Raw genomic sequence first — 26,521 nt, 5'->3', positions numbered from 1 at the left:
AGTGCGGTGGATGCCGCGCCGCGTCGGTCGCATGACCGCGGGCACGGGTTGGGCCAGCTTATCGCGGCCCGCCACGGCCTCCGGATCGTGTGACGCCCGGCGGCACGGCTCCCGCGTGAGGCCGGTCCCTGAACCTGGCGAAGGGCCCGGAGCCGCTGAGCCCGGTCCCCGAGCCTGCCGAAGGGCCCGGATGCCTCCGCGCTCAGCCGCCGTAGATCGAGAACGACACCACGCCGTACGCGACGATGTTGACCCAGAACACGAACGACAGCGTCCAGCCGGTCACGAAGACGAGCGCGAATTCCCACGTCTTGCGCCGGTGGCCCAGGGCGTAGGCCGCGCCGAAGGCGACGATCGGAAACGCAACGGCGGCCAGGTGGACGAACCATCCGTAGCCGTTGAGCCCGAGTGGCCCGGTGACCTGGCGCACGAGCAGGTCGACCGCGTTCCAGACGATGTACGAGTAGAGCAGCCCGGCGATTCCGGCGATCGCGACCGTCAGCCACACCGGGCGACGCCGCGGGGAAGTCGCAGCATCCGTGGTCATCAGATCGCCCCCGTGAAGATGAACGGCCACGGCACGAGCAGCACGATGCCCGCCACGAGCCAGGCGAAACGCACCCAGGTCGCCGAGCGGCGAGTGAGGGCGAAGGCGGTGGCGAACCAGACCAGAGGCGCGGCGGCCGCTGCGAACGTCGCGAGGGTGAGCATCACCGACGCCACCGGAAGGCCGCCCAGCGCCTGCAGACGGAGGCCCGCGATGAACCACCCGATGGCGAAGAACAGGTAGGCGCCGGCGATCAGTCCGAGCGACACGAGCGCGACGTTCCCCAGACCTGCCCGCTCTTCCTCGTCGGGGGCGACCGCCGGTTCGCGCGTCACAGGCGGGGCGGGAGGCGCAGCATCCGCCACCCGTTCTTCCACCGGGGCCCGCGGCAGATCGGCACCGACGTCGAGGGTGGGGTCGTCGTCGCCGTCCCAACTCAGGGCATCGTCGTCACGGCGGGCAGTCACTCCCCCAGAATAACCGCCGGTCCGATCTCAGTCGCCCGACACCGAGACGCGCAGGGCGTCGACGTCGCCGCGCACGCGGCGGCCGCGTTCGCCGACCCGGTCGACGGCAGCGAGCGGATCGTCGTGGTTCTTGTCTTCGTCGGGAGCGTGCTTGCGCGCGAGCCGCACGTTCGCGCGCAGATTGATCAGCGCGGCACCGAGGCCGGCGGCGAGGGCCTCAGACGCCACGCCCGTGTCGGCGACGAGGTGCGGATTGCCGACCTCGGCGACGACGCGGAGTTCGGCGGCGAGAGCCATACCGATCTCGGCCAGCTCGGCCGACGAGGCCGATGCTGCGACGGCTTCACGGTGCAGGCGGATGCTGCGCTCCGGCCCCTCCGCCGCCAGAGCAGCGCCGAGGGCGACGGAACGGACCCCGTCTTCGTACGACGCGGCGAGAGCCCGTTCGCGCAGCACCGCGACCCGCTCTGCGGCCGCCGCGGCGGCCGGTTCGTCGGGCGTGTAGCCGCAGACCATGTGCAGCAGCGCCGCGGCGAGCCCCATCATGACGCCGGCCGCAGACCCCCCGCCCGGGGCGCCATTCGGCTCGGCGAGCTTCGCGAGCCAGGTGTCGAGTCCGAGGGAGGTGGGCACGTCGGGGTCGGCCTGCATGCCGCCACCCTAGCCCCGGCGCCCGGCTCTCGCCCTTTCTCGGGCGGGTCGCGCCTCGCCCCCCGCACGAACTCAGGCTGAACCGCCCACCCGCACCGTCGTTACGCAAAAGCCCGACCGCTCGCGCGCATCGAGCCCGAGTTAGTGCGCGCGCGGGGCGCGCACGCGGCCGAACCCGGGCCGGGCCCGGGGCCGGGGTATCCCCCGCACTAACTCAGGCTGAACCGCCCACCGGCGCGACCAATACAGGCATCCCCGCCTCTACCCGCCCATCCAGCCTGAATTAGTGCACGCGCCCGGCGCGCACGCGCAAGCGCCGCACGCGCCCGGCGCGCACGCGCAAGCCCCGCACAGCGTGCAGACGCACCCGGGCAGCACGAAGCCCCGGCCGCGTCAGCGACCGGGGCTTCGTCGGAGGTCAGCGCGCGGCGCTTCCCTCGGTGTAGTCGGTGTCGGTCTGCTTCCAGGCGAAGAGCGAACGCAGCTCTTTACCGGTCGCCTCGATCGGGTGGCCGGCGGCCTTCTCGCGGAGGGCGAGGAACTCGGGGGCTCCGGCGTCCTGGTCGGCGATGAAGCGCTTGGCGAAGGCACCCGACTGGATGTCGCCGAGCACGGCCTGCATGTTCTCCTTGACGCGCTCGTCGATGACGCGCGGGCCCGAGACGTAGTCGCCGTACTCAGCGGTGTCGGAGACCGACCAGCGCTGCTTGGCGATGCCGCCCTCCCACATGAGGTCGACGATGAGCTTCAGCTCGTGCAGCACCTCGAAGTAGGCGATCTCGGGCTGGTAGCCGGCCTCGGTGAGGGTCTCGAAGCCGTACGACACGAGCTGCGAGACGCCGCCGCAGAGAACGGCCTGCTCGCCGAAGAGATCGGTCTCGGTCTCTTCGGTGAACGTGGTCTTGATGACACCGGCGCGCGTGCCGCCGATGGCCTTCGCGTACGACTTCGCGACATCCCAAGCCTGGCCCGATGCGTCGCTCTCGACCGCGATGATGTCGGGGATACCGCGCCCGGCGACGAACTCGCGGCGCACCGTGTGTCCCGGAGCCTTCGGTGCGATGAGGATGACGTCGACACCCTCGGGGGCGTCGATGTAGCCGAAGCGGATGTTGAAGCCGTGGGCGAACGCGAGCGTCTTGCCGGGGGTCAGCTTGTCTTTGATCGACTCGGTGAAGATCGAGCGCTGGTGCTGGTCGGGCGCGAGGATCATGATCAGGTCGGCCCACTCGGTGGCTTCGGCGACCGACTTGACCTCGAAGCCGTCTTCCTGTGCCTTGGCGGCCGACTTCGAGCCGTCCTTGAGCGCGATGATGACCTCGACACCCGAGTCGCGCAGGTTCTGCGCGTGAGCGTGGCCCTGCGAGCCGTAGCCGACGATCGCGACCTTCTTGCCCTGGATGAGCGACAGGTCGGCGTCGTCGTCGTAGAAGATCTCTGCCATTTCGGTGTTTCTCCTTGTTTGGGGTGGAAAGTCAGCCGCGCAGAACGCGCTCGGTGATGCTCTTGCCGCCGCGGCCGATGGCGAGCAGGCCCGACTGCGCCTGCTCTTTGATGCCGAACGGCTCGAGCGCGCGCAGGAAGGCCTCGACCTTGCCGTGGTCGCCCGTGATCTCGGCGACGATCGCGTCGGGGGCGTAGTCGACGACCGACGCACGGAAGAGGCCGACGACCTCGAGCACGTTCGACCGCGTCGAGTTGTCGGCGCGCACCTTCACGAGGATGTGCTCACGCTGAACGGATGCTGCCGGGTCGAGCTCGACGATCTTGATCACGTTGATCAGCTTGTTCAGCTGCTTCGTGACCTGCTCGAGCGGAAGACCTTCGACGTCGACCACGATCGTGATCCGCGAGAGGCCTGCGACTTCGGTCACACCCACCGCGAGCGACTGGATGTTGAAGCCGCGACGGGCGAAGAGCCCGGCGACGCGGGTCAGAAGCCCCGGCTTGTCCTCGACGAGGAGGCTCAGCACGTGTCTTGCCATGTCGATCCCCCTCAGTCTTCCTGGTCGAACGACGGAGCGTGCTCGCGGGCGTACTGCACATAGCTGTTGCTGACGCCCTGCGGCACCATCGGCCACACCATGGCGTCGGCGCTGACCACGAAATCGATCACGACGGGGCGATCGTTGGTCTCGAGAGCGAGCTTGATGGCAGCGTCCACTTCGTCTTCACGCTCGACGCGGATGGCGAGGCAGCCGTAGGCGTCGGCGAGCTTCACGAAGTCGGGAACGCGAACACTGCCGTGGCCGGTGTTCAGGTCGGTGTTCGAGTAGCGACCGTCGTAGAACAGCGTCTGCCACTGGCGCACCATGCCGAGCGAGGAGTTGTTGATGATCGCGACCTTGATCGGGATGTTGTTGATCGTGCAGGTCGCGAGCTCCTGGTTGGTCATCTGGAAGCATCCGTCGCCGTCGATCGCCCAGACCACGCGGTCGGGTTCGGCGACCTTGGCTCCCATGGCCGCCGGGACGGAGTAGCCCATCGTGCCCGCGCCGCCGGAGTTCAGCCAGGAGTTCGGACGCTCGTACTTGATGAACTGGGCCGACCACATCTGGTGCTGGCCCACGCCCGAGGCGAAGATGCCCTCGGGGCCGGTAAGTTCACCGATCCGCTGGATCACGTATTGCGGAGCGAGCAGACCGTCGGTCGTCGGCGCGTAGCCGAGCGGGAACTCCGTGCGGAGCCCCTCGAGGAACGACCACCATTCTTCGATGTCGGGTTTCGCGTCGCCGATCACGCCGCGGAAAGCGGCCTCGAGGTCGACGAGCACGTCCTTGAGGTCGCCCACGATAGGAACGTCGGCCGCGCGGATCTTTCCGATCTCGGCCGGGTCGATGTCGACGTGCACGACCTGTGCGTGCGGGGCGAACAATGCGGCCTTGCCGGTGACGCGATCGTCGAAGCGGGCGCCGAGCGAAACGAGCAGGTCGGCCTCCTGCAGGGCGAGAACGGCGGGCACCGTGCCGTGCATACCCGGCATTCCGAGCTGCTGCGGATGGGAATCGGGGAACGCACCCCGCGCCATCAACGTCGTGACGACGGGCGCACCCGTGGCTTCGGCGAGAGCGAGGAGTTCGTCCGACGCCCGCGAGCGGATGATGCCGCCACCGACGTACAGCACCGGCTTCTTGGCGCTGGCCAGGAGCTGCGCTGCAGCCTGGATCTGCTTGCCGTGGGCCTTCGTCACCGGGCGGTAGCCCGGCAGATCGATCTTCGGAGGCCAGATGAACGGCGCCTCGGCCTGCTGTGCGTCTTTGGTGATGTCGACGAGCACCGGGCCGGGTCGACCCGTTCCGGCGATCTCGAACGCCGCGGCGATCGCACCGGGGATCTCGGCCGGGTCTTTCACCAGGATCGAGTGCTTCGTGATCGGCATCGTGATGCCGACGATGTCGGCCTCCTGGAAAGCATCCGTTCCCATGAGCGTCGAGAAGACCTGGCCGGTGATGCAGACGATCGGCACCGAGTCCATGTACGCGTCGGCGATCGCGGTCACGAGGTTCGTGGCACCCGGACCCGACGTCGCGATCGCGACGCCGGTACGACCGGATGCTGAGGCGTAACCCTCGGCGGCGTGACCGGCGCCCTGCTCGTGCCGCACCAGGATGTGGCGCAGTTCGGAGCTGTCCATGAGGGGGTCGTAGACGGGGAGGATCGCACCGCCGGGCAAGCCGAAGACGTCGGTGACGCCGATGAGCTCGAGCGAACGGACGACGGCCTGCGCACCGGTGAGGATCGGTGCGGCAGTGGAGCGGGCGGGTGGCCGGGGCAGGGCCGGGGCGACTTCGGAGGACATGGTGAAGCTCCTTGGAGCAGAGATGGGCGGGCCGTCAGCCTGTGACGGCGCCGGTGGCGGCGGACTGCACGAGCTTTGAGTACTTGGCCAGGACGCCACGGGTATAGCGCGGAGGAAGCGGTTCCCAGCCAGAACGGCGGGAACTCAGCTCGGTTTCGTCGACGAGTAGGTCGAGAGTACGAGCCGCGATATCGACCCGTATCAGATCACCATCGCGCACGAAGGCGATGGGACCAGCGTCCACCGCTTCGGGTGCTATGTGGCCGATGCACAGGCCGGTTGTGCCGCCTGAGAATCGTCCGTCCGTCAAGAGTAGTACATCCTTGCCGAGCCCCGCGCCCTTGATGGCGGCGGTGATGGCGAGCATCTCGCGCATCCCGGGGCCACCCTTCGGGCCCTCGTAACGGATGACGACGACATCGCCGGCCTGGATCGATCCAGCTTCCAGCGCATCCATGGCCGAGCGCTCGCGCTCGAACACCCGTGCCGGGCCCTCGAAGACGTTGGCGTCGAATCCGGCCGACTTCACGACGGCCCCTTCGGGAGCGATCGAACCGTGGAGGATCGTGATGCCGCCGGTGGCGTGGATCGGGTTGTCGAGCGTGTGGATGACGGTGCCGTCGACCGGGTCGGGGTCGAGGTCGCGCAGGTTCTCGGCGAGCGTCTTGCCGGTGACCGTGAGGGCGTCGCCGTGCAGGAGCCCCTCGTCGAGCATCGCCTTCATGATGACGGGGATGCCGCCGTGGCGGTCGACGTCGTTCATGACGTACTTGCCGAACGGCTTCATGTCGGCGATGTGGGGCACCTTGTCGCCGATGCGGTTGAAGTCGTGGAGCGACAGCTCGACCTCGGCCTCGTTGGCGATCGCGAGGAGGTGCAGCACGACGTTCGTCGAGCCACCCAGCGCCATCGCCAGGGCGATCGCGTTCTCGAACGCTTCTTTGGTGAGGATGTCGCGCGTGGTGATGCCCAGGCGCAGCAGGTTCACGACGGCCTCGCCCGAGCGGTGCGCGAAGTAGTCGCGGCGGCGATCGGCCGACGGCGGAGCCGCCGACCCGGGCAGGCTGAGTCCGAGCGCCTCGGCGACGGACGCCATGGTGTTCGCGGTGTACATACCGCCGCAGGCTCCCTCACCCGGGGCGATGGCGCACTCGATGCGCTTGAGGTCGGCTTCGCTCATCTTTCCCGCGAGGCACGCGCCGACGGCCTCGAACGAGTCGATGATCGTGACGTCCTTCTCGGTGCCGTCGCTGAGCTTCACCCAGCCCGGTGCGATCGAGCCGGCGTAGAGGAAGACGCTCGAGAGGTCGAGGCGGGCGCTGGCCATCAACATGCCGGGGATCGACTTGTCGCAGCCCGCGAGCAGCACGGATCCGTCGAGCCGCTCGGCCATCATCACCGTCTCGACCGAGTCGGCGATGACCTCGCGCGAGACGAGGGAGAAGTGCATACCCTCGTGACCCATCGAGATGCCGTCGGACACCGAGATGGTTCCGAACTGCAACGGGTAGCCACCGCCGGCGTGGACGCCTTCTTTGGCGCCCTGCGCGAGGCGGTCGAGGCTCAGGTTGCAGGGGGTGATCTCGTTCCAGCTCGACGCGATGCCGATCTGGGGCTTGTCCCAGTCGGCGTCGCCCATGCCGACGGCACGGAGCATTCCGCGTGACGTCGTGGCTTCGATGCCGTCGGTCACCACGCGGCTGCGGGGTTTGATGTCGATGGAGTTGTCGGGGTGGGCCATGCTCGAAGTCTATTCCGGGCGCGCTGCTCGCAGCCGCGCCAGCTCGCCGAGGAGCGCCGCGAAGGCAGGGATGTCGGGAACCGACACCGCAGCCGCCGTTTCGTTGTCGCCGACGTGCACGCCGAGGTCGCCCGCGGTGAGGCTGCGCAGGGCATCTTCGTCGGTCACGTCGTCGCCGGCGAAAAGAACGGCCGTCGCCGCGGTGCGTTCACGGAGCGCCGCGATCGCGGAGTCCTTGCCCTCGTGACGAAAGGCGAACTCCACGATGTTCTGGCCGGTGCGACGACGCCACGTCGGTGCCTGCGCCGCCAGGATCTCGTCGACCGCGGCGTTCGCGGCGGCGCGTGCCGATGCGTCTTCAGCGGTGCGGGTATGAACGGCGAACCCGAAGGTCTTCGGCTCGATCCAGACGCCGGGGTACTCGGCCACGGCGGCCTCGGACGCGGCGAACAACCGGTCGCGCAGGGCGACGTCGGCCGAATCTTCCTGCGGCTCGATCGCTCCCTCTCCGGGCTCCCAATGCTCGGCGCCATGCGAACCCGCGAGCAGCAGGGGCGACGCGTCGCCGTGCTCCGCGATGATCCGCAGGTCTGTGAGACTGCGGCCCGATACGAGGGCCACCACCGTGTCGGGCAGCGCAGCGAGCTCGGAGAGCACCGCGCGGGCCTCCGGCAGCATCCGCGCCTTCATCGGTTCATCGTGGAGGGGCGAAACGGTGCCGTCGAAGTCGACGGCGACCAGAAGACGCGGTGTTGCCGCGAGGGCGCTGAGGCGGGCATCGACGTTCGGCATGATCTCTACTCCCCGACCGTTCCCGGTCCGTGGAAGACCGAGAGCGCCTCGAGGAATTCGCGCGACCAGTCTTCGACGTTGTGTTCGCGAACCCGGCGGCGGAGCGCACGCATGCGCCTCCCCTGCTCGGCCGCGGGCATGTCGATCGCCCGCATGATGGCGTCTTTCAAGCCACCGATGTCGTGGGGGTTGATGTGGATCGCACTGCCGAGCTCGTCGGCGGCGCCGGCGAACTCACTGAGCACCAGCACACCGCGATTGTCGACGCGGCTCGCGACGTACTCCTTCGCGACGAGGTTCATGCCATCGCGCAATGCGGTGATGAGCATGACATCGGCGGCGAGGAAGAGCGCAACCATCTCTTCTCGCGGATAGGCCTGGTGCAGGTAGCGGATGGCGGTGTGGCCCATGTTGTCGTAGTCGCCGTTGACACGGCCGACCGCGAGCTCAATCTCGTCGCGCAACTGCACGTACGCCTCGACCCGCTCCCGGCTCGGGCTCGCGACCTGCACGAGGGTGACGTCGTCGACCGAGACGCGTCCGTCTGCGAGCAGCTCGCCGAAAGCCTTGAGTCGGTGGCGGATGCCCTTGGTGTAGTCGAGACGGTCGACGCCGAGGAGGATCTTCTTCGGGTTGCCGAGGCTCTCGCGGATCTCGGCCGCGCGGGCCTGGATATCAGGACGCTGCGCGAGCTCGATGTAGGAGTCGGCGTCGATCGAGATCGGGAACGCCTTCGCGAGCGCACGGCGCGTGCCGCCCTGGCCGTCGGGCACGGTGATGCCCGAGGCCTTCGTCTCGTAACGCAGCTGGCGGCGCACCGCGCGGGCGAAGTTGCCGGCATCGGCGACGCGCTGGAACCCGATGACGTCGGCGCCGAGCAGCCCCTCGAGCACCTGGCGACGCCAGGGCAGCTGCGAGTACAGACCGTAAGCGGGGAACGGAATGTGATGGAAGTACCCGATCGTGAGGTCGGGGCGGGCATCGCGCAGCATGCGCGGCACGAGCTGCAGCTGGTAGTCCTGCACCCACACGATCGCGTTCTCTTCGGCGACGGCGGCGGCGGCCTCGGCGAAACGCTGGTTGACCCGGACGTACGCCTCCCACCACTGGCGGCGGTATCGCGGAGCCGCGATCACGTCGTGGTACAGCGGCCAGATCGTGTCGTTGGAGAAGCCCTCGTAGTAGTTCTCGATGTCGTCGGCCGTGAGCATGACGGGCACGAGGTGCGACCCCTCGAAGTCGAAGGGTTCGAGCTCGACATCGGGCTGACCCGCCCAGCCGACCCACGCGCCATCGGCCTTGCGCATGACGGGCTCGAGCGCGGTCACCAGACCGCCGGGCGATCGACGCCACTGCTCACCGTCACCCGACCGATCGACGGGCAGTCGGTTTGCGACGACGACGAAATCGGCCTTGGTCAAGAAGTACTCCTCGGTGGGGGATTCCCAGGCTAACAGCGGCCCCGAATCGTCTCGAAGCCGGTGCCTGTCAAGCCCGCGTTCGTTATGCTCCGCGCCCCGGTAGCGTGTTCATCATGCGCAAGTACATCTTCGGAACCGGTCTTCTCAGCGCCATCACGAGCGGTCTGACGCTCATGCGGAGCCTGCGCAGCAACGAGCCCTTCACGTGGCGCACCGCGCTCGGCTGGCTGAGCTGGGGCATCACCCTCGCACTGGCCATCGGCGCCGTCGTCGACACCCGACGCTCGGCCCGCGGCAAGCTCATCGCCGGCGACTCCCCCTTGTCGAAGGGCGAGCAAAAGCGCCTGCTGAAGGAGCGCGTCAAGCGCTGAGACCCGCCCGGGCGATTCTGGCGGGATCGCCCCAGCCTGATGCGGCGCCCAGAAAGTGAAAAAGCCCCGAAAACTGGCGAGAGTTTCCGGGACTGATCCGTGCACCCCCTCGGACTTGAACCGAGAACCCATTGATTAAGAGTCAATTGCTCTGCCGATTGAGCTAGAGGTGCGTGGAACGCCAGGGTGGAGCCCGGCGAACCGAGGGTTCACGTTACCAGTCATGACGGCTCGCCGCCAATCGAGGAGGGTGTCCGCCGGTATCGTTGAGGTCGTGCCCCCCTCCACGTCCGCGCCTTCCGCGCACGGCAACCTCCACGCCGACGACCTCGCTCTCGCGCTCCGCCTCGCCGATGCCGCCGACGCCGTGGCCATGAGCCGCTTCGACGCGGCAGATCTCGACATCCAGACCAAGGCCGACGACTCGCACGTCACCGAAGCCGACCTCGCCACCGAGCGCGCGATCCGCGACATGCTCGCCGCGGAACGCCCCGACGACGGCGTCTTCGGCGAAGAGTTCGGCGTGTCGGGCAGTTCTTCCCGGCAATGGATCATCGACCCCATCGACGGCACCGCGAACTATCTCAAGGGCGTGCCTGTCTGGGCGACCCTCATCGCGCTCGCGGTCGACGGCGTCCCCCGCGTCGGCGTCGTCAGCCAGCCCTCGATCGGCCGCCGCTGGTGGGCGGCGGAGGGCGGCGGTGCATGGACGAACACTCCGGACGGCGGAAGCCGCCGCATCCACGTCTCGTCGGTCGACACGGTCGAGAAGGCCAGCATCAGCTTTCAGAGCATCGAACAGTGGGATGCTGCCGGGCAGCTCCCGACGCTCCTCCGCCTCTCCCGCGCCGTGTGGCGCGATCGGGCGTACGGCGACGCGCTGCCCTACATGTGGCTCGCAGAAGGACGCCTCGAGTTCGTCGCCGAGTTCGGCGTGAAGGAGTACGATCTCGCCGCCCTCGTCCCCGTGATCCGAGAAGCCGGCGGAAAGTTCACTTCTTTCGACGGCGACGAGACGCTCTCCGCCCGTTCCTCTCTCGCCACGAACGGCGTGCTGCACGAAACCTTCCTCGAGCTGCTGCACACCGACACCTCGGCGGCGCGCGCGTGAGCACGGGGCGACGCAGCATCCTCGCCTCTCTCGCCCTCCTCGGCACCGTCGGCGTGCTCACCGCGTGCACCGCTCCCCCCGCCCCCGAGCCTTCGGCATCGCAGAGCGTCGCGGCTCCGTCGGCGACCCCCGACGCGTCGCCCGAGCCGACGACCAGCGCCACTGCAGAGGCAGAGGCCAGCTGCGAGTCGATCCTCCCCGCCGACACCGTGGCCGATTTCGAAGAGATCGGTTGGACCGCGCAGGAGAAGCCTTTCTATGCCGGCGCGGTCGAACTGACCGAAGGCTTCCAGTGCACCTGGGGCGACTACACGGTCGCCACCGATCACGTGCAGATCTTCGGGTGGGCTCCCGCCACCGATTCGGAAGCCGAGACGGCCCAGCAGGAGCTCCTCTCGAGCGGCTGGCGCGGCGAAGAGAGCGAAAACGGGCTCTACGTGACCGAGAGCGCCGACACGGCGATTTCGACCGACGCCGACGGGTACGGCATCACCTACCTCTTCGGCGACGGGTGGGTCACGATCGCCGACACGAAGCAGGGCCTCCTGCTCATCGAGCGCCCGCAGGGCTGAGCGCGACTGCGGCGGGGCTCGTCTCGCGCTGCAGCCACGGAGCCCGGTACATCCACGGCGCCACTCGACCGACCGCTGCGTGGAGCAACAGCCCCGCACCGACGATCGCTGCCGTCACCACGAGCGGATAGACCGTCGAAACGAGCGGGTTGCCCAGGAGCGTCTGCGCGACACCCGGGGGCAGCAGATCGATCAGTGCCTCCACGCCTACGGCCAGGGGCAGTTGCGCGACGTAGATCGGCAGCGTCCGTCGCCCGATCCAGACCGTGAGTTGCGGCAGGAGACCGTTCGCCTCGAGCAGCTTGAGCAGTGAGACGACGGCGGTCACGCCGGCGACGGTCGAGAGCGTCAACCAGGTGGTCCACAGCATCCGATCGTCTGCGTCCCGCATGGCCGCGACCCCGGCGGACAGTCCGAGCATCCCGGCGGTCGTGAGCCACACGCTGCCCCGGATGCTGCGCAGGAGAGCCGGGGCGTACGCACCGACGAGGAAGAACACGAGGTATTCGGGCATCGGGGTGCGGTCGAAGATGTCGGGCAGGCGGTCGGCGAACGCCGACCATGACAGCCACGCGGCCGCTCCGAGGGCGACCGGGGCGACCCGTACGCCCGCCTTCGCGACGACGAAGTAAACCGCCAGGGCGACGAGGAACCACAGGTTCGTGGGCGCGTAGGTCAACTGCGCCGCGAGCTCCGGCGCCGTGGTGGCCGCCGCTGTGCCGTCGTGCGGGACGAAAAGGAAGAAGACCGTCTGCGCGAGCAACCACACGACGTAGAGGTAGTACAGACCGAATGTGCGGGTGCGCAAGACCGTGCCCCAGGGGCGGCGGATGACGCGCGACGCGAAGTAACCGGCGATGAGGAAGAACAGCGGCATGCGCACCGGGAGCAGCAGGTCGCGCAGTTCGGTCCACGCCGCCTGGGCGGGGTCCCACATCGACCACTGCGCGGCGGCGTCTTCTTGGAGGAAGACATGCCCGAGAACGACGGCGATGATGGCGAGACCGCGGGCGCTGTCGGCCCACAGCTCACGCCGCACCGGAGGGATCATGCGTCTCGTTCCTGTCGCAACATCGACAGGGCGACGCATTCGAAGTGGGCGCAACGACGACGGCACGCAAAAAAAGGACTCGGGGGTCCTCTCGAATTTTCCCACAGTTCATCTGCCCGAGGCGCCCCGCGCGCCGGCAGATCGGACGGGCGTCAGCGGAACGGGTTGACCGCGTCGCCGTTCCGGTCGCCGCCCGCGGCGGCGTGGCCCTGGTCCCAGGCGTCGCCGCGGGCCTCCAGATCGCGCGACAGGGCATCGGTGTCGAGGATGCGTTTCGCCAGGCGCACCCACTCCCCCCAGTTCGCTTCGACGCCGGTTTCGCCCGCCTCCGACCGCACTTCCCATTTCTCGGGCGCAGTCGCAGGACCGAGGGACAGCTCGCCTGTGCGGAGGGGATGTCTGCGGGGGTCGGACACGATGAGCCTCTCTGAGGGGCGACTATCAGCGAGGAACTGATAGTGCGCGGTTATAAGTGATCAGCTGATACCGAAGTCGCGGGGTGTCGCGCCCACGGCCCACAACAGGCCCGCAGCCAGTAGTGCGATACCCCAGCTCGCCATGCTCCCGACCAAGAAGTACTCGGCCTGAGTGCCACCCGCGTTGTCCTTCTGGATCTCGGGGAAGCGCACGATGCCTTTCGCGGCGATGAACGCGGCAACCAGGGCGACCGCACTCGTGAAGATCAGGCCGACGATGAACAACCGCTCGAGAGGGCCGATGAGGCGTCCGCCGCGCAGTTGCTTCGTCGCCGCGGGCGGGGTCAGGGGAACCGGACGACGCAGCCGAGCCAGGAGCCCGGCGCCGCGCCGGCGCACCGGGGTGGGACTCGGCGCCGCAACGGACGTGCGTGCATGGTCTCCCCTCTCGCTCTGCAGCGCGACGCGAACCACGATGTTCGCCGACTCCAGCAGAAACGCGACGACGCCGGCGGCCAGGACGAGCTTCGCGGGTGGGAACGACATGCCGGTCGTCGTCGAAGCCCACCACTGCGCGCCCCAGCCCTCCGCCGCACCGGGCGCGAACACGACGAGCAGAGCGACCGAGATCGCGAGGCCGATGGCCGGCCAGAAGCCGGCGATCGCCGCACTGTTCGTGCTGGGCATCAGGGCGAGCCACCCGAGCGCGACGAGCGCCACCACCGCCACGAGCGGGAGGGCGACGACGCTCGTTGCCACCGCGCTCAAGACGATCACGGTGACGATGCTGGCGGCTATCCGCGCGCCGCGCGACCGCTCACCGAGAAACTGACGGGCGAGGTCGGCGAGACCGACGGTGAGGAGGAGCACAGCCGCCGCGATCATTTCAGTCCCTCCGGCAGGTTCGACGAGATCTCGTGGAGCCCGAGGAACAGAGCTGCAGACCCCGACCGTGCGAGGGCTTGCGAAACCGCCGACTGCGTCACGCCCTCCTCAGCCGCCAACGACTCTTGAGATCTGCCCAGCCACGTGCCGTAGGCGAGGCGCCGCGCACGGTCCCCCATTCCCCCGACGAGGTGGTCTTTGACCATCAGGTAGGCGTTGACCGAAGCGAGCACGGCCGCCGTCTCGGGAGCGGGCGCATCGCCGCCGGTGACCCAGGTGCGAGCGCGCGGTACGCGGGATTCTTCGAGTCGGTGGACCGTCTCGATCGCTTGGCGCGCCGCCCACCACCCCGGACCGTCCTCGATCGCACGGTCGCCGGTGGAGGCAACCGATCTCACCTCACCGATGCCGACGCCGAAGCGCACCTCCACGTGGGCCGGCAACCGCAACTGCAGAAGGAGAAGTGCCGTGAGGGTCGAGGTCAGGTCGCCGTAAACGCCCTGGAACTCGTCGCCCACCGTCGGCACGAGTCGCCGGACCGCTCGCCCGTAGTCCCGATCGACGTCGAGGACCGTGCGCTCGATCGCCAACTGAGCGTCGCCTCGATCGGCCAACCGTCTCGAGCCGACGATGTCGGCGATGACCGCGAAATCCATCCCATTAGCCTACAACTTATTTTACCGCGATATAAGACATGGTCTTATGCGCGCTTCAACGACCCGACGACCACGAAGCAGCCGGCTGCAGCGAGAAGCGAAAGGGCCCGTCGACCGCGTGGTGACGCGGACTCCGGGCCCTCTCAGTGACAGCGGCTTCGTGGAGATGGGGGGAATCGAACCCCCGTCCATCACTAAGAAAGTGCGGTTTCTCCGGGCGCAGTCTGTGCAGACGTTCTACTCGGCTCCGACCTTTGTCACAGACACCTAAGTCGACGAGCCCAGCCTGAAAAAAGTCCCGCACGACGCTCAGACGTCATCGCGCAGCAAGACCCCTAAATGACGCCAGGATCCGTGTCGGGGTCACACACGGTCTGACGGACTATCGGGCTCGCTTATGCAGCGAGGGCGAAGTCAGTGCGCTTGGTTTCGGCACTTATTGTTTTGCAGGGAGCGTTTACGAGATAACCCTGCATCCTCGGCCCGCTTCACGCAGAATCACAAGCAATGTCGAAACCGATCATCCCCGTGGTCCTCTGTGCGAGGGACCGCTGTCACGCTGTGTAGTTGTCACCCGGATGCCGAAGCATCCGAGCCTTCAAGACTATAACGGATGCGTCGGCGCCACCATTCCCGGCGCACCGGTCCGGCGTCGCGCCGCCGTTCTACGATGTAAGGATGGCCTCACTTTCTCGTCGCTCCCCCGCCGTGCAGACCACCCTCGAGGTCGTCGAGACGACGTGGCTCACACCGGGGCTCGTGCGGGTCACGCTCGGGGGCGATCAACTGGCCGATTTTCCCGATCGCCCCGACGCCGACAAGTACGCCAAGCTCTTCTTTCCGCCCGCGGGGAGCACCCTGCGGCCGCCCTTCGACCTTGCCGCTCTCCGTGACGAAGTGGCATTCGACGCACTTCCTACGGTGCGCACGTACACGATCCGCGCCGTCGACCTCGATCGCGGGACGATGCACATCGACTTCGTCGTGCACGGCGACACCGGCGTGGCCGGCCCCTGGGCGGCAACCGCGAAGCCGGGCGACACCCTGACGATGTCGGCACCCGGCGGAGGCTTCTCCCCCGACGCCACGGCCGACCACATCGTGCTCATCGGCGACGAATCCGCGGTGCCCGCCATCTCGGCGGCACTGGAGGCAATCCCCGTCGGTACTGCGGCGACCGCCATGCTGGAGGCGCGGTCAGCTGCACACCGCGTCGACCTGCCGCGTTCGTCGGCCGACGTGGTCTGGATCGACGAAGATCACGATGCCCCCGGCGCACGCCTCGTCGAGGCAGTGGCGGGGTGGGAATGGCCCACCGGACGCGTGCAGGTCTTCGCGCACGGCGAGCGTGGGGCGATGAAGGCGCTCCGCCCCCTGTTCGTCGAGCGCGGCATCGACCGCGCCGACCTGTCGCTGTCGGCGTACTGGGCGGCGGGTCGCACCGAAGATGCTTTTCAGGCCGAGAAGCGCCTGCCGGTCGGGCAGATCTTCCCGGCCTAGAATCGCCGCATGAGCGACGTCGTCATCACGGTCCGCGGCGAGCAGGAGAGGCGTGTCGCGCCGGAGCGGGCCGTCGTGCAACTCTCGGTACGCGCCGACGGCCCCGAACGCGGCCCGGTCGTCGAGCGGGTCAACGCGGCGACCGCACCGATCCGCGACGGACTCGAAACCCACGCGCGATCCGGCGAAGTCGCCGAATGGTCCAGTGGCCGCGTCTCTGTCTGGTCCGACCGCCCCTGGAACAACGAAGGGCGCCAGCTCGCTCCCGTGCACCACGCCTCGGTCGACGTCTCGGCGACCTTCGCCGACTTCACCGCGCTCTCGTGGTGGCTCGGCGAGACCGCTGAGGCCGACGAGGTGCAGGTCACCGCGATCGCCTGGGAACTCACCCCCGCCACCCGAGCGACCATCGAACGCGAGGTCGCCACCGATGCGGTGGGCGTCGCCGTGACCCGCGCAGAGGCTTATGCCGAAGCCCTTGGGCTCGGCTCTCTCACTCCCGCCGAGATCGCCGACGTCGGGCTGCTGAGCGGACAAGCCGAGGCCTCAGCATCCGCCCCGAAGATGATGCGCGCCATGGCGATGGATGCTTCCGGCCCGGCGTTGGCGCTGCAACCGGCCGACATCGTGGTCGGCGCAGCCGTGGAGGCTCGCTTCCGCGCCTCGTGAGGGCTACTCGCCGGTGCGGTTGCGCAAGCGCATGGCCCGCTCGGCCTCACGCTTGTCCTCACGTTCGCGAATCGTCTGGCGCTTTTCGAACTCGCGCTTACCCTTGGCGACGGCGATTTCGACCTTGGCACGCCCGTCGAGGAAGTAGAGCTTGAGCGGGACGAGCGTGTAGCCGCCCGCCGAGACGGCGTGGGAGATCTTCACGATCTCTTCTTTGTGCAGCAGGAGCTTGCGAACGCGCTTCGCGGCATGGTTGGTCCAGTGCCCCTGCGAATACTCGGGAATGTTGACCGCGTCGAGGAAGACCTCTCCGCCGTTGACGTACGCGTACCCGTCGCTGAGGTTCGCGCGCCCTTGACGGAGCGATTTGACCTCGGTGCCCGTCAGGACGATGCCCGCCTCGTAGGTCTTCTCGATGGCGTACTCGTGGCGCGCGCGACGGTTCGTCGCGACGAGCTTCTCGCCTTGTTCTCGAGGCATGGTCGCCTCCTTCACCTGTCGGGCTGACGCAAGCCCTTCAGTCTACGCCCCGATCAGGTGCGCAGCCAGCGGCGGATGGCGAACCCGGCCGACAGCGCGGCCAGCGCCGCACCGACCACCACGATGACGGGGATCACGATCGCGAGGTCGGCGGGGCCCACCCACGCGGTGATGAAAGTGATCCGGCTGCGCAGATAGTCCTCGACGCCGAACGTGACGATGCCCCAGATCGTGACGCTGGCCAGCGCCGACCCGATGAGCGCGGCGAGCACACCCTCGAGCACGAACGGCGTTTGGATGAAGCGATTGGATGCTCCCACCAGCCTCATGATGCCGATCTCGCGTCTGCGCGCGAAGGCGGAAAGGCGGATGGTCGTCGCGATGAGCAGGACGGCGGCGATCAGCATGAGCGTCGCGATGCCGATCGCGACGTAACTCGCGATCGTGAGCGCGGAGAAGAGCGGCTCGAGATACTGCATCTGATCCGCGACCTCTTCGACCCCCTCGAAGGCGGCGAACCGCTCGATCAAGACGTCGGATTGATCCTGATCGACGAGGTTGATCGAGAACGTCGCATTCGCTTGGTCGACCGTGAGGACGCTCGCAAGATCGGGGCTGACCTGCGCGATGAGCTTCTGGTAGGCCTGCTCCTGCGAGTCGAACGCGTAGTCGCGGATCAACGGGGCGATCGCGGGGTCGTCGAGCGCGGCTGTCACCGCGTCGATCTGCTCCTGGGTCGCGACTCCGTCGGTGCAGGTGTCGGCGCCGGACACCGACGAGCACATGTAGACCGCCACCTGCGCGCGATCGACCCAGAAGTCCTGCATCTTGCCGATCTGCATCTGCATGAGCATCGCCGCACCGACGAAGGTGAGCGAGACGAACGTGACGAGCACGACGGAGATGACCATCGACGCGTTGCGACGGAGGCCGCTGAAGGCCTCGCCGAGGATGAGTCCGACCCTCATGAGGTGGGCCCCACTTCGTCGTCGCGACGCCCGCCGCGCAGGCCGAGGCGGTCGGCGAGGCCGAGCTCGGTCATCTCGTCGGGGCCGTCGACAGCCGGATCGTAGGCCGGCTCGGGTACCTGTTCGGCCATGACGGGTGCCATGGCGCGCTCGGCAGCCGGAGTGAGCCGGTCGGCCGCTTCGTCGAGGGCGACAGCGGCGACCGGGTCGACCTGAGCCACCTCGCGCTGCACCTCGAGCACCGCGGTGAGAGCGGCGACGGCGGCCGCGCCCCTCTCGACCTCGGGCGCGAGGCGCGGGAGTCCCGACGTGTCGCCGTAGCCGCCGTGGCGCTCGTCGCGCACCATCTCGCCGTTCTGCAGTTCGATCACTCGGCGCTGCATCTGGTCGACGAATCCTGCCTCGTGCGTGGCCATCACCACTGTCGTGCCGCCGGCGTTGATGCGGGCCAGCAGCTGCATGATGTCGATCGAGGTCGCCGGGTCGAGGTTTCCGGTCGGCTCGTCGGCCAGGAGCACCTGGGGTCGATTGACCAGAGCACGCGCGATCGCGACACGCTGCTGCTCACCGCCCGACAGCTCGTGCGGAAGCCGCTTCTCCTTGCCCGCCAGGCCCACGAGCGCCAGGGCCTCGGGGACGGCCTGCGAGATGAAACCGCGGGAGGCACCGGTCACCTGGAGCGTGAAGGCGACGTTCTGGAACACGGTCTTCGTCGGCAGCAGCCGGAAGTCTTGGAACACCGCTCCGACGTGACGGCGGAAGTATGGAACCTTGCGGTTCGACAGGGTGCGCAGGTCGCGGCCGAGCACGACCACCCGCCCCTTGCTCGGCGTCTCCTCCCGCAGGATCAGGCGCAGGCAAGAAGACTTGCCCGAGCCGGATTGGCCGACCAGGAAGACGAACTCCCCGCGCTGCACCTCGAAGTCGACCTCATGGAGGGCGGGTTTGGAGGTGCCGCGATACCGTTTGCTGACGTTCTCGAACCGGATCATGGCTCAACGAGACTAAGCCGCTCGCTCGCCGACCCGTTCGTGACGCGCCCGACGCCACAGCATCCGCTCAGCTGACAGCGAGACTTCAGCTGACGCACGAGACCGCGGGTGCGGGCCGCTGTCTCGTCGGCACGATGAGGTCTCGCGGTTCTAGTCTTCGATCTTGCGCTTGCGCCAGCGGATGCCCGCGGCGATCAGGCCGTCGAGGTCGCCGTCGAAGACCGAAGCGGGGTTTCCGACTTCGTAGCCGGTGCGGAGGTCTTTCACGAGCTGCTGGCCGTAGAGGAAGTAGGAGCGCATCTGATCGCCCCAGCTCGCGGTGATCGTGCCGGCGAGCTCTTTCTTCTTCGCGGCCTCTTCTTCGCGCTGCAGCAGCATGAGGCGCGTCTGCAGCACCCGCATGGCGGCGGCACGGTTCTGAATCTGCGACTTCTCGTTCTGCATCGACACGACGAGGCCGGTCGGAAGGTGGGTGAGGCGCACCGCGGAGTCGGTCGTGTTGACCGACTGACCGCCGGGGCCGGACGAACGGAAGACGTCGACGCGGATGTCGCCCTCGGGCACCTCGACCTCGACGGCCTCTTCCATGACGGGAATGACCTCGACCGCGGCGAAGCTCGTCTGCCGCTTGTCGGCCGAGCCGAAGGGGCTGATGCGCGCGAGGCGGTGCGTGCCCGCCTCGACGCTGAGCGTGCCGAAGGCGTAGGGGAAGTCGACCTCGAAGGTCGCTGACTTGATGCCCGCGCCCTCGGCGTAGGAGGTGTCCATGACCTTCACGGGGTACTTGTGACGCTCGGCCCATCGCAGGTACATGCGCAGCAGCATCTCGGCGAAGTCGGTGGCGTCGTCGCCGCCGGCGCCGGAGCGGATCGTCACGACCGCGCCGCGCGGGTCGTATTCGCCGTCGAGCAGCGTCTGAACCTCGAGCGCGTTGATGACCTGCGAGAGGTCGGCCAGCTCTTTGCGCGCTTCGGCCGCCGATTCTTCGTCTTCGGCTTCGAGCGCGAGTTCGACGAGTACCTCGAGGTCGTCGAGGCGTGCGTCGACCTCCGTGATGCGCTTGAGCTCGGACTGGCGGTGGCTGAGCGCGCTCGTGACCTTCTGCGCCTTGTCGACGTCGTCCCAGAGATCGGGAGCACCGGCCTCTTCGCTCAGGCGTTCGATGTCAGCGGTGAGCGCGTCGACGTCCACCACGGCGCGGATGTCGCCGAAGGTGGAGCGCAGCGCCTGGATGTCGGCGGCAAGATCGAGTTCGAGCATGACTCCCCAGCCTACCGTCTGCGTACAGCGAGCCCCCGAGCCGGTCCTCGAGCTTGTCGAAGGGTCCGACGCCCCGGCGTATCGTTGACGTGACATGACAGACGATTCCCCGCGACGCATCCTCGCGAGGTTCGCCCCCATGATCTACGGGCCGACACTGCTGTTCGCGCTCGGCGAGGGCGCTGTCATCCCCCTCATCCCGATCATCGCGTCGCGCCTCGGCGCCGACATCGCCCTCGCGGCCCTCGTCGCCTCGGTGCTGGTCGTCGGCCAGCTCTGCGGGAACATTCCCGCCGGATGGGCGGTCGCCCGCTTCGGCGAGCGCCTCACCATGGGAGTGGCCGGGGTGATCGCCCTCACCGCGGTCGTCGGTCTCGTGCTGGCCCCGACACTGGTGCTGTTCGCCATAGCCGTCTTCGTGATCGGGTTGTGCGCCGCGGCTTTCGGACTCGCACGCCACTCGTTCATGACCACGCGCGTGCCCCTGTCGTTCCGTGCCCGCGCTCTGTCGCTGCTCGGTGGCACGTTCCGGCTGGGAATGTTCGTCGGCCCGTTCATCGCGGCCGGGCTTCTCGCGGTGTTCGGCAACGAGCAGGCCGCGATCTGGTTCTTCGGCGTCTGCCTGGTCGCCGCGGTGCTTCTCGTGCTCCTCGGCACCGACCCCGAACTGGCTCTGACGCAGGGCGGGGCGGATGCTGCACCCCCGGCCGTCGGCGAAGACACGGGCGAGCCGGTGACCGGCTCCGTCCCGACCGCCGGGCAGGAGGTGCGTATCGGGGTGTTCCGCACGATGTGGCGACACCGCAATGTGCTCGCTCGTCTCGGGCTGGCCGCCGCATCCCTGTCGGCCCTGCGTTCGGCGCGCCAGGTCGTGCTGCCCCTGTGGGGCGTGTCGATCGGCCTCGACGCCCCGACCATCGCGCTCGTCGTCGGAATCTCCGGCGCGATCGATTTCGCGCTCTTCTACGCGAGCGGTCAGGTGATGGACCGTTTCGGGCGACTCTGGGCGGCTCTGCCGGCGATGATCGTGATGGCCGCGGGGTTCTTCGCGCTCTCGGTCACCCACGACACCGTGAACCCCGAAATGTGGTTCGCGATGTTCGCCGCCGTGCTCGGGCTCGGCAACGGGCTCTCCAGCGGCATCCTGCTGACCCTCGGAGCAGACGTCGCTCCCCCGGCCGACCCGGCTCCCTTCCTCGGATCCTGGCGGACCCTCACCGACGCCGGCGGCGCACTCGCGCCCCTGCTGGTATCGGTCATCACCGCGGTGCTCTCGCTCTCGGTCGCCGCGGGCGCCATCGGCGTCATCGGGGTGCTCGGAGCCCTCGGCTTCGTGCGGTGGGTGCCCCGGTTCGTGCCCCGAAAGCGCTGACGGCCAGAGCGGGCCGGCCAGCCGCCCTGGCGCGACGGCCTACCCGACGAGCGCGGTGCGGCTCGTCGCGGTCGCGCTGAGCGGCACGCCCTCCGGAACGAACAGCGACAGGATCGGCGGGTGCCAGACGCCCGCCACCGTCACCCGGGCCGACACCCCATCGGCGGTCGACGCGGCTGAGAGCGTCACGCCTTCGCCCACCGCCTCGACGATCTCCTCCGCCTGGGCCCGCACGTCGTCGTCCGACAACATCGCCACTGCTCCCCCGCCCGACACCGTGAGCGTGAATCCGTCGGCTCCGGCGAGCGCGGCAGCATCCGCCGCACTGTCGAGCCGCTTCTGCGCAAGGTACAGGGTCGTCGCGTTCGTGCACACGAAAACCAGGGCAAGCGCGAGGATCGCGTACCCGAGCGTCAGGAGCAGCACGCTTCCGTCATCGTCGAGCGGTCGCCGCCTCATCCTCCGCCTCAGAATCATCCTGCGCCCCAGAATCGGGAGACCTTCTGCACGGCCACCGCCTCGACGGGGATGCGGGCGAGCCGGTCGAGATCGAGGATCGGCGGCACCAGCGGCAACGCCACCGTCGTGCGGACGGTCACCACCACGGTCGCGCCCGCGGAGGGGCAGACGGATGCTGTGCCCGCGCACTCCACGTCGACCTCGACGGCGGCGGGGTCGATGCCGTACTCCTCGACGATCGTCGCGGTGACGAGTTCGGCCCGGGCGTCGGCGTCGAACGGGTCGCTCGCCGTCGAGATGGCACGGGCGATGTGCCGCGCCCCCGACTCGGCGCCGAGGGCCTGGTGCTGCACCGCGCCGAGCGCGATGACGAGGTAGACGATCGGTACGAGCAGCAGCAGCCCGACGAAGACGAACTCGATCGCCGCCGAACCGTCGTCGTCCGCGGGCAGCCGTCGACGAAAGCTCTCACTCCAGCGACTCCACCGGCGCACGAGCACTCACCTCCAGAGCACGGGACGAACCCCAGAGTCCGAGCAGCGGCAGGGTCGTCCGCACGGTCACGCGCACCGACTCCAGGCCGCCCTCGTCGATTTCGACGACCTCGATGTCACTCGCGTACTCCGCGGACACCGCGCGGCTGACGATGTCTCTCGTGCGGGCGGCACCGTCGGACAACGTCGTGTCGGCGAGCGCCGCGTGAAACGCACCCTCCACCGCCGCGTCGTGCACGACATTGCGCACGTAGACGCCGAGCGCCAACTGCAGCACCGCGAAGGTGAGGAGCGTCAGCAGACCGCCGACGAGCACGAACTCGACCGGACTCGAGCCCGCGTCGTCGCCGAGCGCTCGTCGGAGGGCGCGCACGCTAGATCCCCGAGACGCGCGAGATCGCCTGCTCGAACAGCTGGGCGAGGGCGGGCCCGGCGAGCGCCCAGATCAGCACGACGAGTCCGGCGGTCATGAGCGTGATGAGCACCCAGCCGGGAACATCGCCACGCTCATCGCCGACGGCATCACCCCAGGCAGTACGGAGCTTTCGCACGAACTTTCTCGCGTTGTCCATCTCTTCTCCTTTCGATCGTGCCGGTCATCCGATTCCGACCCGCAGCAAGAAGATGCCCGGGAAGACGGCGAACAGAACGCTCAGCGGCAGGATCAGGAAGACCAGCGGGATGAGCATCAGAATCTCTTTTCGGCCCGCCTGCTCGATCAGTACGCGCTTGGCGTCTTCACGGGCGTCGGTGGCCTGCGCCTGGAGAACGGCGGCGAGTGGGGCGCCCCGATCAAGGGCTGCGACGAGGTGGTCGATCGACCGCGACACCGCCGGGATACGCACACGGCGACTCAGCGCCGAGAGCGCTTCGGGCAACGTCGACCCCGTGCCGACGGCGAGCACCGTGCGGCGGAACTCCGCCGTCAGCTCTCCCGATCCCACGTCGCCGACGCGGCGGAGCGAGTCGAGAATGCCCTCGCCTGCGGCAAGGCACAGCGCGAGGAAGTCGAGGACCGTGGGCAGCTCCTCTTCGATGCGCCGTGCGCGAGCGCGCGCCGCCCAGGTCAGCCGCGTGTCGCAGAACACCACGGCGACCATCGCCGCCACCGGAGGAACGACCACGGCCGCGGGGCTGAAACGTCCGAGAAGGGCCACCGCGACGACGACGAGCCCGCCCACGCCGAGCCCCACCAGGCCCCACACGACCTGACGCGACCGGAACCCCGCAGCATCCACTGACCACCCCGCTTGGTCGAGCCGTCGGCGCAGGGCGTCTGCTCCCCCGAAGAGGCGACCGACCCGCGCGAGCGCGTCGTGCCAGACGTCGAGCAACCCCGTCGTCGGCGGCGACACCGGGCCGAGCCCCTGCGGGTCGATGACATCGCGGATGTACGGGGTGAGGCGACGCGCGAGGCTGGGCGCGCTCACCCGTGGCGCAAGTGAGGCGAGGAGGCACAGACCGACCCCGAATGCCGAGCCGAGCAGCACAGCGAGGGCCGATTCGGTGAGGAGTCCCGGGGTCATCCGAACCACCGTCGCGGCTCGGGGAGACGCCCGATGCGCAGCATGATGCGAAACGCCACGACCGACACCACGGCACCGGCGAGGATGAGGCCGACGCCCTCCGGGCTCGCGTAGGCCCGTACGCCCTCCGGCCGCAGTGCCAGCAGCACCAGGATGACCCAGGGCGCGACGACGCCGAGGACTGCGGCGCCGCGGATCCAGGACTGCTTCGCCTCGACCTCACCGCGCAGGGTGGCATCGGCCCGCACCGAGGCGGCGAGTGCCCGCAAGACGGCCGTGAGCTCGGTGCCGCCCACTTGTCTGGCCATACGCAGGGTTTCGACGATCCGATCGGCGACGGGATCGGAGAGCGCCGTCTTCAGGCGCACGGCGCTCGAATCGAAATGCCCGGACGCCGATACGTCTCGGCCGAACGCCGCGAAGGCGGAGCGCAGGGCGGGCGGCGCGGAGTACGCGAGACTCGCCACGGCGTCGGGGAGGGACATCCCCGCCCGCACCGAGGCGATCAGCAGGTCGCACACGTCCGGCCACAGACCGCGCCGCGTCCGAAGAAGCCGAGTGCGCCGGGCGCGAAGCCACGCGACAGGAGCGAATGCCGCGGCCGTCGCCGCAACGGCGCTGAGCACCGGCACAGCCGTCACGAGCCAGACGACCGCGGCCGAGACCACCGCGAACGCGGCACCCAGCACGACGACCACCCGCGGGCGCACCGACGCGAACCCCGCGGATTCGAGCAGCCGCACCAGCGCGCCGTGGGGTTCATCGACGACCGCAGACTCCCGCCCGGCGGGCCACAGCCAGGGCGCGACCACCAACAGCACCCCGCCCGCCAGCGTCGCGCCCAGAACGATCGTCATGACCTGCCTGCCCGGTAGAGCGTGCGCACCTCGGCGGCATCGCCGATGAGGCGTCCCGTCGGGGTGACGATCTCGAGCACGCGCCGCCGTCCGCGCGCATCGCGCCCGCAGTGGGCGACGAGATTCACCGAGCGCGCGACGGCCGAGAGCACGAACTGCGCGTCGATGTTCTGGCCCGCGAGAAGCGGAAGAGCCGCGAGCTTCGCGAGCGCCTCCGCCGCCGAATTCGCGTGGATCGTCGCCGCCCCCGGCACACCCGTGTTGAGCGCGAGCAGCAGATCGAGGGCCTCGGCGTCGCGCACCTCGCCCACGACGACCCGGTCAGGGCGCATGCGCAGGGCCTCTTTGACCAACCGCCGCAGCGTCACTTCGCCCGTGCCCTCGAGGCTGGGTTGCCTTCCCTGCAGGGCTACGAGGTCGGGCGCATCGATGGCGAGCTCGAAGGTCTCCTCGACGGTGACGATCCGCTGACCGGGGGCGGCAGCGGCGACGAGGGCGGCGAGAAGCGTCGTCTTGCCGGCATGGGTCGGCCCGGAGACGAGGATGCTGCGCCCCTCGCGCATGGCAGTGACGAGCAGATCGGCGGCCTCCGGAGCGAGCGACCCGCTTTCGACGAGCCGGCGCACGTCTCGGAAGGCGGGGAGGAACTTGCGGATGTTGACGGCCCAGTGGCGGCGGGTGATGTCGGGGATCACGACATGCAACCGCGAACCATCGGGCAGCGACGCGTCGACGAACGGCTGGCTCAGGTCGACCCGGCGGCCGCTGGTCTGCAGCATCCGTTCGACGAGGTCGCGCACCGAGGCTTCGGTGAGTGCCACGGGAACCTGTTCGGCGACGCCTCCCCGTGCGATGAAGACACGGTCGGGGGCGTTGAGCCACACCTCTTCGACGGTGGGATCGTCGAGGTACACCTGCAACGGCCCGTAGCCCGTCAGTTGCGCGAGGACGTCGCGCACGCACCCCGCCTCGTCGTCGAGCGGAGCGAGACCGCGAGCGAGGGCGTAGTCGTTGTGCCGTCGCACCTCGCTGCGGGCCACTCTCGCGGCGTGATCGGGGTCACGGGTCGGGTCGCTCTCCTCGGCCCGTAGCCGCTCGCGGACGCGCTCGGCCACCGCTGCGGTGGCGGTGGCGGGTGCGGTGGCGAGACTCACGCGTGCATCTTCGCAACAAGGCTCAGGACCGCGCGCCGCACTGTCCACAGCACGAATACATCTCATCCGTTTGGATGAAATATGGCGGTTGATCAGGGGCGAAAGCGAAATGCGACCGATGAAAGGCGTAAGGTTCGCGCCCCGGACCGTTCCTGATGAGCGTCGCCTGCCTCGCCTAGACTGATCGCACCCGCGGGAGTGGTGAAATCGGTAGACACGCAGGATTTAGGTTCCTGTGCCTTCGGGCGTGGGGGTTCAAGTCCCCCCTTCCGCACAGTGGTCATCTCGACCGCCGCTTTCCGACCGACGA

Annotated in this window: 30 protein-coding genes, 2 tRNA genes and 1 other RNA gene; 7 read left to right on the top strand and 26 right to left on the bottom strand. The window is 68.7% G+C overall.

Features of this window, described 5'->3' with window-relative positions; genetic code table 11:
• Positions 1-202 precede the first annotated feature (202 nt).
• From ACFXQA_RS08780 to ACFXQA_RS08740, 9 genes are all read right to left on the bottom strand, one after another.
• The gene (locus tag ACFXQA_RS08780) at positions 203-547 is read right to left on the bottom strand and encodes a bacitracin resistance protein (protein WP_394519438.1); all 345 of its coding nucleotides are present in this window, start codon (positions 545-547) and stop codon (positions 203-205) included.
• Positions 547-1,014 (bottom strand): DNA polymerase III subunit gamma/tau, encoded by a 468-nt coding sequence (locus tag ACFXQA_RS08775; protein WP_394519437.1) that lies wholly within the window; start codon positions 1,012-1,014, stop codon positions 547-549. Before ACFXQA_RS08775 ends, ACFXQA_RS08780 begins: the two co-directional genes overlap by 1 nt.
• 27 nt (positions 1,015-1,041) lie before the next feature.
• On the bottom strand, positions 1,042-1,665 hold the full coding sequence (locus tag ACFXQA_RS08770) for a cyclodeaminase/cyclohydrolase family protein (protein ID WP_394519436.1): 624 nt from the start codon (positions 1,663-1,665) through the stop codon (positions 1,042-1,044).
• A gap of 418 nt (positions 1,666-2,083) precedes the next feature.
• On the bottom strand, positions 2,084-3,109 hold the full coding sequence (gene ilvC, locus ACFXQA_RS08765) for a ketol-acid reductoisomerase (protein ID WP_394519435.1): 1,026 nt from the start codon (positions 3,107-3,109) through the stop codon (positions 2,084-2,086).
• 31 nt (positions 3,110-3,140) lie between these two features.
• Positions 3,141-3,650 (bottom strand): acetolactate synthase small subunit, encoded by a 510-nt coding sequence (ilvN, locus tag ACFXQA_RS08760; RefSeq protein WP_394519434.1) that lies wholly within the window; start codon positions 3,648-3,650, stop codon positions 3,141-3,143.
• Positions 3,651-3,661: 11 nt separating this feature from the next.
• The gene (locus ACFXQA_RS08755; RefSeq protein WP_394519433.1) at positions 3,662-5,464 is read right to left on the bottom strand and encodes an acetolactate synthase large subunit; all 1,803 of its coding nucleotides are present in this window, start codon (positions 5,462-5,464) and stop codon (positions 3,662-3,664) included.
• A gap of 34 nt (positions 5,465-5,498) precedes the next feature.
• A complete protein-coding gene (gene ilvD / locus ACFXQA_RS08750; RefSeq protein WP_394519432.1) occupies positions 5,499-7,205 on the bottom strand; it encodes a dihydroxy-acid dehydratase in 1,707 nt (568 codons plus the stop codon).
• A gap of 9 nt (positions 7,206-7,214) precedes the next feature.
• Positions 7,215-7,997, bottom strand: coding sequence for a trehalose-phosphatase (gene otsB, locus ACFXQA_RS08745; RefSeq protein WP_394519431.1), 783 nt, complete (start codon positions 7,995-7,997; stop codon positions 7,215-7,217).
• Positions 7,998-8,002: 5 nt separating this feature from the next.
• The gene (locus ACFXQA_RS08740; RefSeq protein ID WP_394519430.1) at positions 8,003-9,418 is read right to left on the bottom strand and encodes an alpha,alpha-trehalose-phosphate synthase (UDP-forming); all 1,416 of its coding nucleotides are present in this window, start codon (positions 9,416-9,418) and stop codon (positions 8,003-8,005) included.
• A gap of 113 nt (positions 9,419-9,531) precedes the next feature.
• Here ACFXQA_RS08740 and ACFXQA_RS08735 point away from each other — a divergent pair, with 113 nt between their 5' ends.
• Complete coding sequence (locus ACFXQA_RS08735) at positions 9,532-9,789, top strand: cytochrome c-type biogenesis protein (protein WP_394519428.1); 258 nt, start codon at positions 9,532-9,534, stop codon at positions 9,787-9,789.
• Between the two features lie 100 nt (positions 9,790-9,889).
• Here ACFXQA_RS08735 and ACFXQA_RS08730 read toward each other — a convergent pair.
• Positions 9,890-9,962 (bottom strand) — tRNA-Lys (locus ACFXQA_RS08730).
• Positions 9,963-10,012: 50 nt separating this feature from the next.
• Between ACFXQA_RS08730 and ACFXQA_RS08725 the strand changes: the two genes are divergently transcribed.
• Together ACFXQA_RS08725 and ACFXQA_RS08720 are read left to right on the top strand one after the other, a co-directional pair.
• Positions 10,013-10,900: an inositol monophosphatase family protein gene (locus ACFXQA_RS08725; RefSeq protein WP_394519427.1), complete on the top strand. Its 888-nt coding sequence runs from the start codon at positions 10,013-10,015 to the stop codon at positions 10,898-10,900.
• Entirely contained in the window at positions 10,897-11,472 is a 576-nt protein-coding gene (locus tag ACFXQA_RS08720; RefSeq protein WP_394519426.1) for an RAD23 family protein, read from the top strand. Before ACFXQA_RS08725 ends, ACFXQA_RS08720 begins: the two co-directional genes overlap by 4 nt.
• Here the strand turns inward: ACFXQA_RS08720 and ACFXQA_RS08715 are convergent.
• The 5 genes from ACFXQA_RS08715 to ssrA form a co-directional block, all read right to left on the bottom strand.
• Complete coding sequence (locus ACFXQA_RS08715) at positions 11,450-12,523, bottom strand: acyltransferase family protein (RefSeq protein WP_394519425.1); 1,074 nt, start codon at positions 12,521-12,523, stop codon at positions 11,450-11,452. The two genes, ACFXQA_RS08720 and ACFXQA_RS08715, sit on opposite strands and share 23 nt — an antisense overlap.
• Positions 12,524-12,675: 152 nt before the next feature.
• Positions 12,676-12,861: a hypothetical protein gene (locus ACFXQA_RS08710; RefSeq protein WP_394519424.1), complete on the bottom strand. Its 186-nt coding sequence runs from the start codon at positions 12,859-12,861 to the stop codon at positions 12,676-12,678.
• Positions 12,862-12,999: 138 nt separating this feature from the next.
• A complete protein-coding gene (locus ACFXQA_RS08705; RefSeq protein ID WP_394519423.1) occupies positions 13,000-13,824 on the bottom strand; it encodes a hypothetical protein in 825 nt (274 codons plus the stop codon).
• Entirely contained in the window at positions 13,821-14,480 is a 660-nt protein-coding gene (locus ACFXQA_RS08700; protein ID WP_394519422.1) for a SatD family protein, read from the bottom strand. Before ACFXQA_RS08700 ends, ACFXQA_RS08705 begins: the two co-directional genes overlap by 4 nt.
• Positions 14,481-14,638: 158 nt before the next feature.
• Positions 14,639-15,008, bottom strand: a transfer-messenger RNA (tmRNA) gene (gene ssrA / locus ACFXQA_RS08695).
• A gap of 150 nt (positions 15,009-15,158) precedes the next feature.
• Here ssrA and ACFXQA_RS08690 point away from each other — a divergent pair.
• Complete coding sequence (locus tag ACFXQA_RS08690) at positions 15,159-15,980, top strand: siderophore-interacting protein (RefSeq protein ID WP_394519421.1); 822 nt, start codon at positions 15,159-15,161, stop codon at positions 15,978-15,980.
• Positions 15,981-15,989: 9 nt separating this feature from the next.
• A complete protein-coding gene (locus ACFXQA_RS08685) occupies positions 15,990-16,649 on the top strand; it encodes an SIMPL domain-containing protein (RefSeq protein WP_394519420.1) in 660 nt (219 codons plus the stop codon).
• Between the two features lie 3 nt (positions 16,650-16,652).
• Here the strand turns inward: ACFXQA_RS08685 and smpB are convergent, their stop codons facing one another.
• From smpB to prfB, 4 genes are all read right to left on the bottom strand, one after another.
• Positions 16,653-17,129: an SsrA-binding protein SmpB gene (gene smpB, locus ACFXQA_RS08680; RefSeq protein WP_394519419.1), complete on the bottom strand. Its 477-nt coding sequence runs from the start codon at positions 17,127-17,129 to the stop codon at positions 16,653-16,655.
• Between the two features lie 53 nt (positions 17,130-17,182).
• Positions 17,183-18,097, bottom strand: coding sequence for a permease-like cell division protein FtsX (gene ftsX, locus ACFXQA_RS08675; protein WP_394519418.1), 915 nt, complete (start codon positions 18,095-18,097; stop codon positions 17,183-17,185).
• Entirely contained in the window at positions 18,094-19,089 is a 996-nt protein-coding gene (gene ftsE, locus ACFXQA_RS08670) for a cell division ATP-binding protein FtsE (RefSeq protein WP_394519417.1), read from the bottom strand. Before ftsE ends, ftsX begins: the two co-directional genes overlap by 4 nt.
• 150 nt (positions 19,090-19,239) lie before the next feature.
• Positions 19,240-20,349 (bottom strand): peptide chain release factor 2, encoded by a 1,110-nt coding sequence (gene prfB, locus ACFXQA_RS08665; RefSeq protein ID WP_394519416.1) that lies wholly within the window; start codon positions 20,347-20,349, stop codon positions 19,240-19,242.
• A 94-nt stretch (positions 20,350-20,443) separates the two neighbouring features.
• Between prfB and ACFXQA_RS08660 the strand changes: the two genes are divergently transcribed.
• A complete protein-coding gene (locus ACFXQA_RS08660) occupies positions 20,444-21,721 on the top strand; it encodes an MFS transporter (protein ID WP_394519415.1) in 1,278 nt (425 codons plus the stop codon).
• Positions 21,722-21,760: 39 nt separating this feature from the next.
• Here ACFXQA_RS08660 and ACFXQA_RS08655 read toward each other — a convergent pair whose 3' ends face one another.
• Genes ACFXQA_RS08655 through ACFXQA_RS08625 form a run of 7 tightly spaced genes read right to left on the bottom strand, consistent with a single transcriptional unit; the run spans position 21,761 to position 26,211 of the window.
• A complete protein-coding gene (locus ACFXQA_RS08655) occupies positions 21,761-22,180 on the bottom strand; it encodes a pilus assembly protein TadG-related protein (RefSeq protein WP_394519414.1) in 420 nt (139 codons plus the stop codon).
• A 14-nt stretch (positions 22,181-22,194) separates the two neighbouring features.
• Entirely contained in the window at positions 22,195-22,674 is a 480-nt protein-coding gene (locus tag ACFXQA_RS08650) for a TadE/TadG family type IV pilus assembly protein (protein WP_394519413.1), read from the bottom strand.
• Entirely contained in the window at positions 22,649-23,047 is a 399-nt protein-coding gene (locus ACFXQA_RS08645; RefSeq protein WP_394519412.1) for a TadE/TadG family type IV pilus assembly protein, read from the bottom strand. Before ACFXQA_RS08645 ends, ACFXQA_RS08650 begins: the two co-directional genes overlap by 26 nt.
• Before the next feature lies 1 nt (position 23,048).
• Positions 23,049-23,246: a hypothetical protein gene (locus ACFXQA_RS08640; protein WP_394519411.1), complete on the bottom strand. Its 198-nt coding sequence runs from the start codon at positions 23,244-23,246 to the stop codon at positions 23,049-23,051.
• Between the two features lie 24 nt (positions 23,247-23,270).
• Positions 23,271-24,200: a type II secretion system F family protein gene (locus tag ACFXQA_RS08635; protein WP_394519410.1), complete on the bottom strand. Its 930-nt coding sequence runs from the start codon at positions 24,198-24,200 to the stop codon at positions 23,271-23,273.
• Positions 24,197-25,057 carry a type II secretion system F family protein gene (locus tag ACFXQA_RS08630; protein WP_394519409.1) on the bottom strand — a complete coding sequence of 287 codons (861 nt, stop codon included), beginning with the start codon at positions 25,055-25,057 and terminating at the stop codon, positions 24,197-24,199. The genes ACFXQA_RS08635 and ACFXQA_RS08630 overlap by 4 nt, the downstream gene beginning before the upstream one ends.
• Positions 25,054-26,211 carry a TadA family conjugal transfer-associated ATPase gene (locus ACFXQA_RS08625; protein WP_394519408.1) on the bottom strand — a complete coding sequence of 386 codons (1,158 nt, stop codon included), beginning with the start codon at positions 26,209-26,211 and terminating at the stop codon, positions 25,054-25,056. Before ACFXQA_RS08625 ends, ACFXQA_RS08630 begins: the two co-directional genes overlap by 4 nt.
• 192 nt (positions 26,212-26,403) lie before the next feature.
• Between ACFXQA_RS08625 and ACFXQA_RS08620 the strand changes: the two genes are divergently transcribed.
• Positions 26,404-26,485 (top strand) — tRNA-Leu (locus tag ACFXQA_RS08620).
• Positions 26,486-26,521: the final 36 nt, after the last annotated feature.

Source organism: Microbacterium shimangi (assembly GCF_043556445.1).
Taxonomy (GTDB): Bacteria; Actinomycetota; Actinomycetes; order Actinomycetales; family Microbacteriaceae; genus Microbacterium.
Note: the sequence above shows the minus strand (reverse complement) of the source record. Positions and strands in the feature narration are given on the sequence as shown.

Bases quoted from the DNA above. Each gene is read 5' to 3' on its own strand.
- ACFXQA_RS08770 (WP_394519436.1), bottom strand. From the start codon at position 1,665: ATGCAGGCCGACCCCGACGTGCCCACCTCCCTCGGACTCGACACCTGG.
- prfB (WP_394519416.1), bottom strand. From the start codon at position 20,349: ATGCTCGAACTCGATCTTGCCGCCGACATCCAGGCGCTGCGCTCCACC.
- ACFXQA_RS08700 (WP_394519422.1), bottom strand. From the start codon at position 14,480: ATGGATTTCGCGGTCATCGCCGACATCGTCGGCTCGAGACGGTTGGCC.
- ilvN (WP_394519434.1), bottom strand. From the start codon at position 3,650: ATGGCAAGACACGTGCTGAGCCTCCTCGTCGAGGACAAGCCGGGGCTT.
- ACFXQA_RS08640 (WP_394519411.1), bottom strand. From the start codon at position 23,246: ATGGACAACGCGAGAAAGTTCGTGCGAAAGCTCCGTACTGCCTGGGGT.
- ilvD (WP_394519432.1), bottom strand. From the start codon at position 7,205: ATGGCCCACCCCGACAACTCCATCGACATCAAACCCCGCAGCCGCGTG.
- ACFXQA_RS08630 (WP_394519409.1), bottom strand. From the start codon at position 25,057: ATGACGATCGTTCTGGGCGCGACGCTGGCGGGCGGGGTGCTGTTGGTG.
- ACFXQA_RS08705 (WP_394519423.1), bottom strand. From the start codon at position 13,824: ATGATCGCGGCGGCTGTGCTCCTCCTCACCGTCGGTCTCGCCGACCTC.
- ACFXQA_RS08725 (WP_394519427.1), top strand. From the start codon at position 10,013: ATGACGGCTCGCCGCCAATCGAGGAGGGTGTCCGCCGGTATCGTTGAG.
- ACFXQA_RS08735 (WP_394519428.1), top strand. From the start codon at position 9,532: ATGCGCAAGTACATCTTCGGAACCGGTCTTCTCAGCGCCATCACGAGC.
- ftsE (WP_394519417.1), bottom strand. From the start codon at position 19,089: ATGATCCGGTTCGAGAACGTCAGCAAACGGTATCGCGGCACCTCCAAA.
- ACFXQA_RS08755 (WP_394519433.1), bottom strand. From the start codon at position 5,464: ATGTCCTCCGAAGTCGCCCCGGCCCTGCCCCGGCCACCCGCCCGCTCC.
- ftsX (WP_394519418.1), bottom strand. From the start codon at position 18,097: ATGAGGGTCGGACTCATCCTCGGCGAGGCCTTCAGCGGCCTCCGTCGC.
- ACFXQA_RS08780 (WP_394519438.1), bottom strand. From the start codon at position 547: ATGACCACGGATGCTGCGACTTCCCCGCGGCGTCGCCCGGTGTGGCTG.
- ACFXQA_RS08715 (WP_394519425.1), bottom strand. From the start codon at position 12,523: ATGATCCCTCCGGTGCGGCGTGAGCTGTGGGCCGACAGCGCCCGCGGT.
- ilvC (WP_394519435.1), bottom strand. From the start codon at position 3,109: ATGGCAGAGATCTTCTACGACGACGACGCCGACCTGTCGCTCATCCAG.
- ACFXQA_RS08660 (WP_394519415.1), top strand. From the start codon at position 20,444: ATGACAGACGATTCCCCGCGACGCATCCTCGCGAGGTTCGCCCCCATG.
- ACFXQA_RS08655 (WP_394519414.1), bottom strand. From the start codon at position 22,180: ATGAGGCGGCGACCGCTCGACGATGACGGAAGCGTGCTGCTCCTGACG.
- otsB (WP_394519431.1), bottom strand. From the start codon at position 7,997: ATGCCGAACGTCGATGCCCGCCTCAGCGCCCTCGCGGCAACACCGCGT.
- ACFXQA_RS08635 (WP_394519410.1), bottom strand. From the start codon at position 24,200: ATGACCCCGGGACTCCTCACCGAATCGGCCCTCGCTGTGCTGCTCGGC.
- ACFXQA_RS08685 (WP_394519420.1), top strand. From the start codon at position 15,990: ATGAGCGACGTCGTCATCACGGTCCGCGGCGAGCAGGAGAGGCGTGTC.
- ACFXQA_RS08690 (WP_394519421.1), top strand. From the start codon at position 15,159: ATGGCCTCACTTTCTCGTCGCTCCCCCGCCGTGCAGACCACCCTCGAG.
- smpB (WP_394519419.1), bottom strand. From the start codon at position 17,129: ATGCCTCGAGAACAAGGCGAGAAGCTCGTCGCGACGAACCGTCGCGCG.